Annotated in this window: 13 protein-coding genes; 10 read left to right on the forward strand and 3 right to left on the reverse strand. The window is 59.3% G+C overall.

Annotated features, from left to right (window positions below):
• Window positions 1–109 precede the first annotated feature (109 nt).
• Window positions 110–1,990, forward strand: coding sequence for a methyl-accepting chemotaxis protein (locus tag FXN63_RS13365; RefSeq protein ID WP_148815579.1), 1,881 nt, complete (start codon window positions 110–112; stop codon window positions 1,988–1,990).
• Window positions 1,991–2,169: 179 nt separating this feature from the next.
• Here the strand turns inward: FXN63_RS13365 and FXN63_RS13370 are convergent, their stop codons facing one another.
• The gene (locus FXN63_RS13370) at window positions 2,170–3,117 is read right to left on the reverse strand and encodes a glycoside hydrolase family 5 protein (protein ID WP_148815581.1); all 948 of its coding nucleotides are present in this window, start codon (window positions 3,115–3,117) and stop codon (window positions 2,170–2,172) included.
• Window positions 3,118–3,320: 203 nt separating this feature from the next.
• Here FXN63_RS13370 and FXN63_RS13375 point away from each other — a divergent pair, with 203 nt between their 5' ends.
• Both FXN63_RS13375 and FXN63_RS13380 read left to right on the forward strand, forming a co-directional pair.
• On the forward strand, window positions 3,321–3,809 hold the full coding sequence (locus FXN63_RS13375; RefSeq protein ID WP_246165137.1) for a DUF2231 domain-containing protein: 489 nt from the start codon (window positions 3,321–3,323) through the stop codon (window positions 3,807–3,809).
• Between the two features lie 55 nt (window positions 3,810–3,864).
• Window positions 3,865–5,163 carry a PQQ-dependent sugar dehydrogenase gene (locus FXN63_RS13380; protein WP_148819304.1) on the forward strand — a complete coding sequence of 433 codons (1,299 nt, stop codon included), beginning with the start codon at window positions 3,865–3,867 and terminating at the stop codon, window positions 5,161–5,163.
• On the opposite strand, the gene FXN63_RS13385 is transcribed toward FXN63_RS13380, so the two are convergent.
• The gene (locus FXN63_RS13385; RefSeq protein WP_148815583.1) at window positions 5,147–5,335 is read right to left on the reverse strand and encodes a hypothetical protein; all 189 of its coding nucleotides are present in this window, start codon (window positions 5,333–5,335) and stop codon (window positions 5,147–5,149) included. The two genes, FXN63_RS13380 and FXN63_RS13385, sit on opposite strands and share 17 nt — an antisense overlap.
• On the opposite strand from FXN63_RS13385, the gene FXN63_RS13390 reads away from it, so the two are divergent.
• The 7 genes from FXN63_RS13390 (at window position 5,325) to FXN63_RS13420 (ending at window position 13,787) form a co-directional block, all read left to right on the forward strand.
• Complete coding sequence (locus FXN63_RS13390) at window positions 5,325–5,840, forward strand: DUF4265 domain-containing protein (protein ID WP_246165138.1); 516 nt, start codon at window positions 5,325–5,327, stop codon at window positions 5,838–5,840. The genes FXN63_RS13385 and FXN63_RS13390 overlap by 11 nt on opposite strands.
• A 282-nt stretch (window positions 5,841–6,122) precedes the next feature.
• Complete coding sequence (locus FXN63_RS13395; protein ID WP_148815585.1) at window positions 6,123–6,524, forward strand: DUF2231 domain-containing protein; 402 nt, start codon at window positions 6,123–6,125, stop codon at window positions 6,522–6,524.
• A gap of 55 nt (window positions 6,525–6,579) precedes the next feature.
• A complete protein-coding gene (locus tag FXN63_RS13400) occupies window positions 6,580–7,863 on the forward strand; it encodes a PQQ-dependent sugar dehydrogenase (RefSeq protein ID WP_148815587.1) in 1,284 nt (427 codons plus the stop codon).
• A gap of 270 nt (window positions 7,864–8,133) precedes the next feature.
• Window positions 8,134–9,966, forward strand: coding sequence for a hybrid sensor histidine kinase/response regulator (locus FXN63_RS13405; RefSeq protein WP_187395194.1), 1,833 nt, complete (start codon window positions 8,134–8,136; stop codon window positions 9,964–9,966).
• A gap of 179 nt (window positions 9,967–10,145) precedes the next feature.
• Complete coding sequence (locus FXN63_RS13410; RefSeq protein ID WP_148815592.1) at window positions 10,146–10,547, forward strand: hypothetical protein; 402 nt, start codon at window positions 10,146–10,148, stop codon at window positions 10,545–10,547.
• Window positions 10,548–10,738: 191 nt separating this feature from the next.
• Window positions 10,739–13,213 (forward strand): hybrid sensor histidine kinase/response regulator, encoded by a 2,475-nt coding sequence (locus FXN63_RS13415; protein WP_148815594.1) that lies wholly within the window; start codon window positions 10,739–10,741, stop codon window positions 13,211–13,213.
• Between the two features lie 151 nt (window positions 13,214–13,364).
• The gene (locus tag FXN63_RS13420; protein ID WP_246164812.1) at window positions 13,365–13,787 is read left to right on the forward strand and encodes a GNAT family N-acetyltransferase; all 423 of its coding nucleotides are present in this window, start codon (window positions 13,365–13,367) and stop codon (window positions 13,785–13,787) included.
• Between the two features lie 73 nt (window positions 13,788–13,860).
• Here the strand turns inward: FXN63_RS13420 and FXN63_RS13425 are convergent, their stop codons facing one another.
• Window positions 13,861–14,466 (reverse strand): TetR/AcrR family transcriptional regulator, encoded by a 606-nt coding sequence (locus FXN63_RS13425; protein ID WP_187394890.1) that lies wholly within the window; start codon window positions 14,464–14,466, stop codon window positions 13,861–13,863.
• Between the last annotated feature and the right edge of the window lie 71 nt (window positions 14,467–14,537).

A 14,537-nucleotide genomic window follows, 5' to 3' on the forward strand; every position in this document is an offset into this window, starting at 1 on the left:
TCAGAAAACTTGATGGTAACTGTGCCAGAATCGCGTCGTTTTCGCAGGTCTTGAACCTGAGAAACCCCTGCTGCTACCTGCATAATCCGTCACCCAAGAGTGTTAGGCCATGTCCTTGAAATTTCGCCACAAGATCCTGCTGGCCGCTGCAGTCGTGGTCGTTGCGGCTTTCGCATCGTTTGCGGTTTACAACGATTATCTCCAGCGTAAATCGATCACCCAGGATATTGAATCCTCGGTCGCCCAATCCGGCGCGCTGGCTGCCACCAGTATTCAAAGCTGGCTGAGCGGAAGAATTCTGTTGCTGTCGAATCTGGCCGAAAACGTTGCGCAACGAGGCAGCGACGCTGACCCGGCCGACCTGGTCGCCCAACCGTCGTTTACCTCGACGTTCCAATACACCTATATTGGCGACCAGAATGGCAAGTTCACCCAACGCCCGGACGACCCCATGCCGGCGGGTTACGACCCACGCAAACGCCCGTGGTACACCGCCACCGTTGAAGCCGGCCAGACCATTCTGAGCGCCCCTTATCTGTCATCGGTAGGCGGCTTGGTTGTCACCGTGGCCAGCCCCATCAAGTCGCAAGGCAAGATCACGGCCGTGGCCGGTGGTGATCTGAGCTTGGATACTTTGGTGAAAATCGTTGATGGCGTGGACTTCGGCGGCATCGGCCACGCGTTCCTGGTGAGTGAAGACGGCCTGATCATTGTCAGCCCGGACAAGCGCCACCAGATGAAGAACCTGAAAGAGGTCTACCCGGGGCAAGACATCAAGCTTGGCAAAGCCTTGCATGAAGTGACCCTGGACGGCCAGCAACGCCTGTTGTCGTTCTTGCCGGTTGCCGGTCTGCCCTCGGCTAAATGGCTGGTGGGCGTGTCCATCGACAAGCAAAAAGCCTACGCGCCGCTTCAGCAATTCCGCAGTTCGGCGCTGCTGGCGACCTTGATTGCCGTTGTCGTGATTGCCTTGCTGCTGAGCGTGCTGATCAACGCGCTGATGCGCCCGCTGACGACCATGGGCCGCGCCATGCGTGATATTGCACAGGGGGAGGGCGATCTGACCCGCCGCCTGACGGTGCACAGCAAGGACGAGTTCGGTGAACTGGGCGAGTCCTTCAACCGCTTTGTCGAGCGCGTGCACGTATCGATTCGCGAAGTGTCGTCTGCCACGCTGCAAGTGCACGACCTGTCGCGCCGGGTGGTCGATTCGTCCAATGCGTCGATTACCGGCTTCGATGAGCAAAGCTCGCGGACCACCAGCGTTGCTGCGGCCATCAACGAACTGGGTGCAACCACCCAGGAAATCGCGCGCAATGCGTCGGATGCGTCCCAGCAAGCCAGCGAAGCACGCGGGCAGGCCGACGAAAGCCGCGCCGTGGTCGAGCAAACGATTGCTGCCATGGGCACCCTGTCGGGCAAGATCAGCAATGCACGCACGCAGATCGAACAACTGGATGTGAGCACCGGCAACATCGGCCACATTCTGGAAGTCATCAAAGGCATTTCGCAGCAGACCAACCTGCTGGCACTGAACGCCGCGATTGAAGCAGCGCGTGCCGGCGAAGCAGGGCGGGGCTTTGCAGTGGTTGCCGACGAAGTGCGCAGCCTGGCACATCGCACGCAGCAGTCCACAGATGAGATCCACGGCATGATCGGCGCACTTCAGTCGCGTTCACACGCGGCCGTGACCAACATGAACGAAAGCCAGGCCAGCAGCGAAGCCAGTGTGGAAGTGGCCAACCAGGCGGGCAGCCACTTGGTCAGCGTGACGCAGCGTATTGGCGATATCGACGGTATGAACCAGTCGGTGGCCGCTGCAACGGAACAGCAAAGCGCGGCGGTTGATACCTTGAACGTCGAAATCAACCAGATCAACCTGCTGAATCAGCAGGGCGTGGCGAACTTGAATGACACCTTGAAGGACTGTGCGGCCTTGTCGGAACAGGCTGCGCGCTTGAAGCATTTGGTGGACAGCTTCAAGATTTAGGCAGGCGGATGCTGACGCCCGCAGCCGGCCTGGACGGCGGTGCGGGCGGCTTTGCTGTCTGGTTTCAGCTGCTTGGGTTCGACCGCTCAAGGGGCGGCTGATAGTGGGTAATGGATGCCCGATCCCAGGCCGCGATTGACCACATCGTCGGTCAGCAAACAACCGACGACATACCGCCATCAATCCCGGCTCTTCTTATCCCACGATTCCACAATCGACTTCGCCAAGCTTCCTGAAGGCGTAAGCGTCATGGAATTAGGCAGATAAGCCGAGGCTCCCTCGGCCTTGTCGTTGATTGCCCAGCTGACATGGCTGATGTCGTTGCTTCGCAAAAAGCGCATCCACGCCTCGGTCTGCTCGCGATTGACCTGCCCATCTCCATGCGCATTCACCGAACCCCATTCCGTCACGAACAAGGGCAGCTTGTTCTGCAGCGCCACTTTCGCCTTGTCGCGTTGCTGCTCGCCGTGCGTATCGGCGTAGAAGTGCAGGGCATAGGCAACATTGTTCGCGTTGATGGGCGCGCGTGACGCCACGTCCACATCCTGCGACCAGCCGGGTGTGCCCACCACGATCAGGTTGTCTTTGTCTTCCGCCCGAATCACCTGAATCATGCGTTCCGCATAGGGCTTGATCGTGTTGTCCCAGGACACCTGCAAGGGCTCGTTGTAGATCTCGTAGATCACATGCCGGTATTGCCCGTACTTGCTGGCGATCTGGCGAAAGAAGTCTGCCGCCTCGACCTCGTGCAGCTCGGCCTCGTGCGAGTGCCAGTCGACAATCACGTACATGTCCTGCTCGATGGCCGCCTGAATGACCGCCTCGGTACGCGCCAGGTTTCCTACCGGATCGTCCAGATAACCACCGGCTTGCTCCACGCCCACCGGAATCCGGATGACGGACGCACGCCACTCGTCCTTCAAATGTTTGACGATTTCGCGCGTGTAGAACTTCTCGCCGCCCCAACCTGTGTTGCTCCAGAACAGGCTGACACCCGCCAGATTGGCAGGCGCATTGCCCGCCAGGACTTTGCCATTGGCCACGGACAGCGGACGAACATCTGCATAGGCCGGGCCGGACATGGGCGCAGCGGCAAGCAGCAGAAGTGCAAAAGCTAAAGACTTCATTGTGATCAGATCGGTCCAGTTGCGGGCCACCTAGGGCCGGTCTTGTCTTGTTGTGTAAGGACGAAGGAACGTTTCGTGCGCTTCTATCCAGGCGCCGACACATTGCCGGCGCGACATGCTTGTATCACGGCGACGCCGCAGTCTGACAGAGTCGCCCGAGCATGGCACGAACGAGGGGTTGCACGCACATGGCCACACGCCTTTTGCGCAACCTCGTCCATTGCACCGCTGTCCGCAGGAAGTCTGAAATGCCCATCCCTATTGAACGACGCCGTTCTCGGCTCGCCGTTGCCGTATATAAATTATTCGATCCCATTCCTTTCGGCATGTTCGTCGGTGCATTGATTTTTGATGTGGTCTACGCCAAGACCGGCGAATTGCTGTGGATGAAAGCGGCCGCATGGCTGATCGCCATCGGGCTGATCTTTGCAATCATTCCTCGTCTGGTGAACCTGGCACTGGTCTGGTTTCCTGCCAGAAAGCCGGATTCGGCAGCACTGAAAATCGACTTTTTCCTTAATTTCCTGGCCATCGTCGCGGCCATCTTCAACGCGTTCGTGCACAGCCGCGATGCGTACGGCGTAATGCCTGCCGGCATGTGGCTGTCGATTGCCACGGTAGTGCTGTTGTGCGTGGGGAGCGTGGTTCGAACCTCATACGAATTCGATCTTGAGGAGCGCGGCCATGACTAAGTTCTTGCAATTGTCCGAGCGGAAGTCTTCGCATAAGTTCCATCGCAGGCCCTTGATGCTGAGCGCGCTGTCGGTGTCGCTGGTCCTGGCCTTGTCGGCGTGCAGCGAAAAAGCTGCGCTTGATCCTGCCCAGCAGACGGGTGCGCAGCCGCCGCTGCCGGAAGCGAAGAACTTTCTGATTCCGCCCATGCAGGTACCCAAGGGCGTGGGCTGGGAAAACGGCCGCATGCCGCGTGTAGCCGAGGGTCTGAAAATCGAAAAGATCGCGGGAAATCTGCTGCATCCGCGTCAATTGCTGACCTTGCCCAACGGCGACGTGCTGGTGGTGGAAGCCAACAGCCCCGGCACGACGCCCGTGACCACCCCCAAGCAGCTGATTGCCAGCATCGTCAAAGGCAATTCAGGCAAAGGAGGGAAGGGCGGTAACCGCATCACCCTGCTGCGCCCGAAACCCGGCTCGGTTGAGTGGGAACAGCACGTGTTCCTGGAGAACCTGAACTCGCCGTTTGGTGTGCAGTTGATTGGCGATTCGCTGTATGTGGCAAACACCGACAAGATCATGAAGTACCCCTATGTGGCCGGGGCGACGCGCATCAACGATGCCGGCACCGAATTCGCAGACCTGCCCGACACGCTGAACCATCACTGGACCAAGGCGCTGCTGGCCTCACCCGACGGCAGGAAGATGTATGTCGGGGTCGGGTCAAACAGCAACGTCGGCGAAAACGGCCTGGCCGTGGAATACCGCCGTGCGACCGTGCTGGAGGTCGACACCGCTACCGGCGCAAGCCGCATCTTTGCGTCAGGCCTACGCAATCCCACCGGCCTCGGCTGGGAACCCACCAGCGGCAAGCTGTGGGCCATCATCAACGAGCGTGATGAAATCGGGGCCGACCTGGTACCGGATTACATGACCTCGGTGCAAGAGGGCGGTTTCTACGGCTGGCCGTACAGCTACTTCGGCCAGCATTTGGACACCCGCGTGAAGCCGCAGCGCCCGGACTTGGTGAAGAAGGCCATCACGCCGGATTACGCGCTGGGTTCCCACGTTGCGCCCTTGGGCATGTGGTTCTACACCGGGTCCAACTTGCCGGCGAAGTATCAAGGTGGTTTGTTCATCGGTGAGCATGGCAGCTGGAATCGTTCGCCACTGAGCGGCTACCGCGTGACCTATGTGCCGTTCAAGGACGGCAAACCTGCGGGCAAGGCTGAACCGGTGGTCACTGGCTTCTATTCGGAAGACGAAAAGGAACTGTACGGTGCGCCGGTGGGGGTGACCCAGGCGGCAGACGGAGCCTTGCTGTTTGCCGATGACGTGGGCAATGTAATTTGGCGAGTCAGCGCAGGAAATTAAGCAGGAACTGGGTGCGCAGGTAGATGCCTGCGTGCCTTGTTGAATGGACAGCGCCTGTTTCTTCGGCTTCGGAGAGCAGGCGTTTTTTTGTCCGCACGTTCGCTGAAAGTGCATTGCCTGGTCTGAACGCCAGGAACAACGGCCATGTTAAAAAAACGGCCATGATGAACATGGACGCTGTGGAGCACCTTATGGCCGATGATCGGACAGCTGAGCTTATTCGTGTATATGCCGGAAAGAATGCGAAAGGCGCGGTATATGAAGAACTGCCAGCTAAGAAAATTGATGCGCACACATATGAACTGCTTTCATCTCCGGGCTTGGCCTTGAACCTGGCACGCGGCGACATCGTATCGCTGGAAAATCCGCAGACACACGCCGAGGTGCTGAAGCGCGGCGGGAATTTCTGCATCCACATCTACGGTGAGCACATCGCACCAGAGCGGCTGCAGATGCTTGAGGCAGGCGTTGCCAGCGAGCTGAACGGCACGCTGGATGGCGTCTATAAAGGGAATCTGTCGTTTGCTGTTCCTGCGCGAAATGGCATGGACAAGATTGCAGATTTCTTCGATGCGTTTCGTGAGCAAACCGGCGTGCAGTGGTATTACGCAAATATCTACAAGAATATCGATGACATAGACGATGAAACGCTGCTGAATTGGTGGCTGGATAGCTGACTGGCAATCGGTCTACGCAAACAAGCAAGTCAAATGATGCAATTCAACAGGCAGAATGCCAAGTTGCGTCAATCGTTACCAGACTACTGATTCGGGTATGGGTGTCAGCGGGTAGACAGGCAGGGCGTTTCACCATGTTTGCATATCAATGCAGGCAGGGATTTACCCATGACACCCAACACAAGCTTGAATAACGGCCCAGCGGCAAGGACAACGCCGCATGTAGTTAAGCCGCATACAGTTCAGCCACATGCAGTTCACCGCCGTTCACGACCGGCCACCGTGCTGTTCAAACTGCTCAACCCCATGCCATTCGGCTTCTTCGTGGCCGCCCTGATTTCCGACATCGTTTACTACCGCACCGGTGAGTTGATGTGGATGAAAGGCGCGGCTTGGCTGATCGCAGCCGGGCTGGTATTGGCCATCATTCCCAGGCTGATCAACCTGGTACAGGTGTGGTTCCCGGGGCGGAATCACGTGGCGGGCGCGCAGCGTTTGGACTTCTTCGTGAACCTGCTGGCAATCGTGGCTGCCATCTTCAACGCGTTCGTGCATAGCCGCGATGCCTATGCCGTGATGCCCGAGGGCATGTGGCTGTCTGTCGTTACCGTCATCTTGCTTTGCGTGGGAAATGTCGTTCTGGCTTCGCACGAATTCGACGTTCAAGAGGTTCGCCATGCATAAGCTGAAGCCAACCAAACACAAAGCAATTTGGCTAAGCGCACTGTCTGTCAGCGTGATGTTAGGCCTGAGCGCATGCAGCGAAAAGGCGCAGGTCGATCCAGCCAAACAGCTTGGCGGCGATCCTACTTTGCCAGCCGCAAAGAACTTCCTGGTGCCGCCCATGCAGGTACCAGACGGCGTAGGCTGGGCCGCAGGCAAAACCCCCAAGGTCGCGGCTGGGCTGAAAATCGAGCAAATCGCCTCTGGTCTGATGCATCCCCGGCAGCTGTACACACTGCCGAATGGCGACATTCTGGTGGTCGAATCCAATGGCCCGGGTACCGAAGCCGTCACCACGCCCAAGCAGCTGATTGCTGGATATGTGAAGAACCAGTCGGGCAAAGGGGGGAAGGGCGGTAACCGCATCACCCTGCTGCGCAAGCCGGCGGGTGCGGCTGGTAATGCCGGTGAATGGGAAAAACACGTATTCCTGGAAAACCTGCATTCGCCCTTCGGCGTGCAGTTGATCGGCGACACGCTGTACGTGGCCAACACCGACAACATCATGAAGTACCGCTACGTGGCGGGCGAAACCAAGCTTAGCGACCCGGGTACGGAACTGACTGACCTGCCCAGCACCGTCAATCACCACTGGACCAAAGCCTTGCTGGCGACGCCGGACGGCAAAAAGCTGTACGTGGGAGTAGGGTCCAACAGCAACATCACCGAGAACGGCCTGGCCGTCGAATACCGGCGCGCAGCGGTGCTGGAAGTCGATACCCAGTCGGGTGCCAGTCGCGTGTTTGCATCGGGCCTGCGCAACCCGACCGGGTTGGGCTGGGAGCCCCAGACCGGCAAGCTCTGGGCGATAGTGAACGAGCGCGACGAAATCGGTGCGGACCTGGTGCCGGACTATTTGACGTCGGTGAAAGAAGGGGGCTTTTACGGATGGCCGTATAGCTACTACGGCCAGCACGTAGACAGCCGCGTTATGCCGCAACGACCGGATTTGGTGAAGAAGGCCATCAAGCCGGATTACGCGCTGGCTTCGCACGTCGCACCGTTGGGCGTGATGTTCTATACCGGCAAGGGGTTGCCCGCGCAGTATCAGGGCGGTGCGTTCGTCAGCGAACACGGAAGTTGGGACAGATCGCCGCTGAGCGGGTATGAAGTCACGTATGTGCCGTTCGCCAATGGCGTGCCGTCAGGCCCGAAGCAATCGGTGGTGACCGGGTTTTACTCGGACAACCAGAAGGAGCTTTATGGCGCGCCAGTTGGGTTGACGCAATCTGCGGACGGCTCGTTGCTGATCGCGGATGACGTGGGCAATGCGGTCTGGGCCGTGAGCGCAGGCGGCTGACATTGACATGGTTGCGGCGGCCCGAATTCTGTGTGGCCGCCGCAATCTCGCGTCGCGCGAATGCACGAATCAGCAGCTTGGTGACACTGATCCAATGACTGCCTGAACTGTTGACCGCACCAGATGTTGGATAATGTTCGCTTGGCACGTATCACTGTCACGGTACATGAGCGTGCCGACAATCACTCGCGCGATCGGTCTCAATCTTGGCACCATCGAGTAGAGGCGTCATGAATGCACCAGGCGACCAACGGGCGCGGGAGACAGAAGATGTTTGAAAATACCGTGCTCAGCATGCCCGCGGCGCTTCGGATCAACGAAGCCGGCCTGCTACCCGACGAGCGTGCAGTCGACCGCACTGCCGAGCTGCGTGAAGCACTGGCCATCGTCGAAGCCCAGAAGTTTGAACTGGAAAACGCCTTGCGCGCTCGCGACGAGGTCCAGCGCCAGCTGGAAACCGAGCTGGAAGATGCCCGGCTCTTGCACAGCATCAGCTCGATGATGAGCGACGAAGACTCCGCCGATGTGCTGTATCAGAAGCTGGTGGCAGCCGCGACCATGGTCATGCGCTCGGATTTCGGCAGCATGCAGCGCTATGACGCGGATCGCAATGAACTGCGGCTGATTGCGCACTACGGACTGAACAACGAGGCCGTGAATTTCTGGCAGTGGGTCTGCTCGGGCCGCGCCACCACGTGTGGCAAGGCCCTTGAGATTGGCGAACGGGTCATTGTCAGCGATTTCGAGGTCTGTGACTTTTTGCAGGGCAGCGAAGACTTGCTGATGTTCCGCAAGGCAGGCGTGCGCGCAGCACAGTCCACCCCGCTGATGACGCGCAACGGGCATCTGGTGGGCATGATCACCACGCACTGGAGCCGTTCATATCAACCCCGTGAGCGTGATCTGCGCCTGTTCGACATCATCGCGCGGCAAGCCGCCGATCTGATCGAACGCGCAACCTCGGCCGAGGCTTTGCGCCAGCAAGCCGAGCGGCTGCTGGAAGCCGACCGCTACAAAGACGAGTTTCTAGCCACGCTGGCACATGAACTGCGCAATCCGCTGGCTCCCATCCAGACCGGTTTGACCGTGCTCAGGATGGGCAAACCAGAGCAGGCCGGCAGGGTACTTGGCATGATGGAACGGCAGCTTGGTCACATGGTGCGGCTGATTGACGATCTGCTTGATGTCTCGCGCATCAGCCGGGGGATGGTCACTTTGAAACCCACGCGCACAAGCCTGGCGTCGGTGATCGAAAGCGCAGTGGAAACCAGCCGGCCCTTGATCAACGCCGCCAATCACCGATTCACGGTGTCGGTGCCGGGCAACGCCGTATGGCTGGACGTGGACGTGACCCGCATTGCCCAGGTCATCAGCAACTTGCTGAACAACGCGGCCAAATACACGCCGCAGGGCGGACACATCGAACTGGTGGCGGAAGTGGTCGGTAACGAAGCCGTCGTGCACATCATCGACAACGGCATCGGCATTCCGCCGGCGATGTTGCCCAGAATCTTTGAATTGTTCACGCAGGTGAACCGGGCAGACGAGCGTTCCCAGAGCGGCCTGGGCGTGGGCTTGGCACTTGCCAAGCATCTGACTGAAATGCATGGCGGCCGAATCGAGGTTGCCATCAGGGAAGGGCAGGCAGGTTCGGTTTTCACGCTGAGTCTGCCGCTCGCCGATTGTCTTGCTGTGACGACGGATGTCGATCAGGCGCAGACCCGGGCCGACAATCCGGTCGCGCGTATTCTGATCGTCGATGACAACGCCGATGCAGCGGAAACGCTGGCCATGCTGTTGGAAGAACTGGGCCATGCAACGTGCGTGGTGCTGGAATCGCCTAAAGCCTTGGCTGCTGCGCTGGCATTTCGGCCCGATGTGGCGTTCCTGGACATCGGCATGCCGCAGTTGAATGGCTTTGATCTGGCGCGGCAACTGCGGGAGCACGCGGCGTTGAAAGACGTTTATCTGGCAACGTTGAGTGGCTGGGGCACGGAAGATGACCGCGCCAAGAGCCGTAGCGCCGGTATCGATCATCACCTGACCAAGCCTGTGATGTTGAACGAAGTTCTGGACCTGCTTACGCTTGCTGTACGCAGGTGATTTGTCGTTGGCTGGGCCATGCATATCTGCAGGCTCAACCCGCAAACAACCCGCAGTCAGGGGCAAATCACCAGAAATGCCCCTGACTGCACCACTACCCAGCCTTTATCCTGGTTTTGAGTGACGCATAATGTATATTATGTCAACTCATGTCATTGGTTAAGCACGTATAGCCCCCCTTGAAACCACTTTCCGCCCCCTATCCCACTACGCCAGATGGCCGCTACTTCGTTGTGCGCGGTCGTTTGTGGCGAACATCGAATCCTGCTTTGGACCCAGACACGCGTGATGCGTTGGTCAAACAGTTGATGGACGCCAGGCGCGCGCTTCGTGGCAAAGGATCTTCCAACACGGGATCTTCCAACACGGGATCGACCGACAAAGCACCGGACAAAGCCTCGCTCGATCAACGCGCCGCTGCACGTGCCGCAGTCGATGCAGCCAAGACTGCACTCGGCGAGCGCGGCCCAGTTTGGTGGACGGACGGCGCGCCGGACTACAACCGCAAGCTTGCGAAGAACACGCCGTACGCGCAGTGGTTCCAAGACTTGCCGACGGAATCCGCCAACGCCTCGTCGTAGCCGGCATCTGGCAGGACCAAGACCCAAGACCGTCAGATGGTGACGCTGGCAAGAAAGCCTGCCAAGTCCCACACCCGTCTCAACACCCTTGCAACACAGATCGGTCCATCTCCCCGGGACCATTGTTTGCTGGACGGTCGAGCATCTATATAGTCCAGGCTGCCGATCAAATCCGTCAGCTCATCCTAGCAATGCCAACACACGCGTCCGCCGAACACTTTCTTGCCGTCGAAGGCGAGCTGCCCCGCCTGATTGCGGAATTTCCTTGGGAGACCACGGCGGCTGGTCCGATTGCAGCGTGGCCGGTCGAACTGAAGAACTGCATTGGCATGCTGCTGCGTTCGCCGGTGCCGATCGTCAGCCTTTGGTACGAGGACGGCGTAATGATCTACAACGACGCCTATTCGGAATTCGCCGGCAGCCGGCACCCAAGCCTGCTGGGATCCAAGGTGCGTGAAGGCTGGCCAGAAGTCGCAGATTTCAACGATACGGTGATGAAAGTTGGTCTGGCTGGCGGCACCTTGTCGTTTCAGGATCAGGAACTGGTTCTGCATCGTGATGGCCGCGATGGTCAGGCCTGGATGAATCTGGACTATTCGCCGGTCATCGATGCACAGGGCAAGCCTTTTGGCGTGATCGCCATCGTGATCGAGACAACGGGCAAGGTGCGCGCCGAACACGCGCGGCGCACCAGCGAGGCACAGTTCCGTACCTTGGCCGAAGCCATGCCGAACCATGTTTGGTGGGCATCGCCGGACGGGCGCATGAGCTGGTGCAACGAGCGTTATTACGCTTATACCGGCGCGACGCCAGGTGCCCTGCCCGGCGACGATTGGCTGCAACGTGTTCACGATGACGACCGTCAACAGGTGGCAGCGCTTTGGCAGACGTCGCTTGCCACCGAACAGGATTTCGACGCCGAGTTTCGGCTTTGCCGTGGTGATGGCCATCACCGCTGGCATTTGGCGCGCGCCGTGCCGCAGCGGCATGAAGATGGCAGCGTTGCCCGGTGGATCGGCACGCATACGGACATCGAGGACCAGAAAGCCGGGGCCTGGGCGCTGGCACGGCTGAACGCCACGCTGGAAGAACAGGTGGCGCTGCGCACCGCCGATTACGACCGCATCTGGCGGCTGTCTACCGACCTGATGCTGGTGTGCCAGCTGGACGCCACGATTGTCGCGGTCAATCCAGCATGGAATACGGTGTTGGGTTGGGACGAACTGCATCTGGTTGGCCGCTCGACGCTGTCGTTGACCAATCCTGAAGACCACGAGGCAACGCGCGCGGAATTTGCCAGGTTGAGCGATGGCATGACGACGATGCGCTTCGAGAATCGCTTTCAGACGCAAGATGGCGCGTATCGCACCATTTCCTGGACGGCGGTTCCTGAACAGGGAATGATCCACGCCGTCGGTCGAGACGTGACGACTGACCTGGAAGCTGCGGCCGCCTTGCGTCGTACCGAAGTTGCCTTGCAGCAGGCACAGAAGATGGAGACCGTGGGCAAGCTCACGGGCGGCGTGGCGCATGACTTCAACAATCTGCTGCAAGTCATTGCCGGCAATTTGCAGTTGCTGTCACGTGACGTGGCCGGCAACGAGCGCGCCGAACGCCGCGTCGCCAGCGCGCTGGCAGGCGTCAGTCGGGGGGCCAAGCTTGCCAGTCACTTGCTTGCATTCGGACGCCGCCAAGTGCTGGAACCGCGCGTGGTCAACATCGGCCGCTTCCTGACCGGCGTCGAAGACATGCTGCGGCGGACCATTGGCGAGGCCATCGACATTGAAACCGTTGCGTCTGGCGGGCTGTGGCATACCTTGGTGGACCCGACGCAGCTGGAAAACGCCCTGCTGAACTTGGTGATCAACGCCCGTGACGCCATGTCTGGCCACGGCAAACTCACTGTTGAAGTCAGCAACGCGTTCCTTGATGCGGTGTACGCGCAAGACCACACCGAAGTGATCCCAGGCCAGTACGTGCTGCTTGCGGTCACGGACACAGGCACCGGCATGCCGCCAGAGGTCTTGGCCCGGGTGTTCGAACCCTTCTTCTCGACCAAATCCGAAGGCAAAGGCAGCGGCTTGGGCTTGTCGATGGTGTTTGGTTTCGTCAAGCAGTCCGGCGGCCACGTGAAGCTGTACAGCGAGCTGGGCCACGGCACGACAGTCAAACTGTACCTGCCGCGCACCCAGCAGCCGGAAGATATCGTCGCCCTGCCCGACGCCACGCCGATCTGTGGCGGTTCTGAAACCATTCTGGTGGCGGAAGACGATGAAGACGTGCGTGCCACCGTGGTCGAAACGCTGGGCGAACTTGGCTATCGCGTGCTGCGGGCCAAGGATGCATCCAGCGCGTTAAGCATTGTTGAAGGGGGCGTCTCGGCAGATTTGCTGTTTACCGACGTGGTGATGCCCGGCCCGCTTCGAAGCCCTGATCTTGCACGCCGCGCCAAGGAACTGTTGCCGGAGACGGATTTGCACCTTCCGCGCATGAGCGGCCGCACGCTGGCAGGCGAAGCACGCGTGCGACATCCTCGGATCGCCGTGATCGTGGCGACTGGCGATAGCGGTGTCGACGGGCTGCCGTCCGGCACGCGTGTGATGCGTAAGCCTTATGATGGCGTGGCGTTGGCTGCGGCAGTGCACGAAGCCATCGGTACAGTGTGAATGTCATCCCGCACCCACAATGCGTTCAACATCGTTGATTCACCGGGGTGATGGCATTGTTTGATGCCTCCCCTCTGCTCTGCTGGCAATAAAGACTCAAATGGAACTGCAATTCACCTGGTCGCGCATGGCGTCCCTGACTGTCCTGGACTTGTACGAGATCATCAAAGCCCGGGAAGCGGTGTTCGTGGTTGAACAGAAGTGTGCGTACCAGGAAACCGACGGGCTTGATCCGCATGCTTGGCATCTTTGCGTGCACGCCGGGGGTGAACTGGCGGCTTATTCCCGTGTGGTCGATCCCGGCTTCAAGTTCCCGCAGCCGTCGATCGGGCGGGTCATGACGGTGGAAAAATTCCGAAGCCTGAAAATTGGCCGGGCACTGATGCTGGAAGCCATTCGTTTTACGGAGTCCACATTCCCTGATCAGGGAATCAAGATCGGCGGCCAAGTGTATTTGCGGAAATTCTATGAATCGCTGGGCTTTGAAGGCGTCAGCGACATCTACAGCGAAGACAGCATTCCGCATCTCGACATGGTGAAAGCGCCCGTCCTGTCAGGTTCCCCTGCCCTGTGATGAGCCGGGAAGACTGGCTGGCGTTCATTGAATATGAATCAGATGCAGTCACGTCAGCTACACAGCCACTTGCTTACCGGGCTGCGCTCACGCCACCTCGAATCAACGCTGCAAAAGTATTCGCGGCGTCCGACTCGGTGTAAGTCCCCTGCACCATTGCTGCCGACAAGGCCTCGCCAGCGCCGACCAAGCCCACGCAGCGTCGAGCAAGCTCGGCGGGCGACAACTCGCTGAATGGAACCAGCACGCTGGCAAACAACTGCACGTAGCCATCCAGTAGTTCTTGCAGCACAGCACCTTTTTCCTCGCTACCCGCCAGCGCCGCCCCAATCGCATGCCATTCACCGCCCGTGTCGACAGCGCAATTGATATAGGCGGCGGCAAGCAGATCTGCGGTTTCCGCCAGATTCCGTTCACCCGCGCTCAACGCCTGCTTGAGTGCGTTCGTTTGCCGCAGATCCAACGCCTTGTAGAGCGCAATCAACAGCGCTGAGCGGGTGCCGAAGTGTTCGTAGGCAACTGGCTTGGACACCCCTGCCCGAATCGCCAAGTGCCCCAGCGTCAGCCGATCGCCCCCCTCTTCCCGAATGATCTGCAGCGCCGTATCCAGCAGTTGCTGCCGGCGATCTGCCTTCGACAGCCGACGTGACGTGAGGGCCTCAGCCTTGATGTGTTTCATTTATCGCCTACCGTTGCGGAACCTACCATTGGTAGTTTAGTCTACCTACTATTGGTAGGTTTCTACTTGGT

The sequence above is a fragment of the Pigmentiphaga aceris genome, from assembly GCF_008119665.1.
GTDB lineage: Bacteria > Pseudomonadota > Gammaproteobacteria > Burkholderiales > Burkholderiaceae_B > Pigmentiphaga > Pigmentiphaga aceris.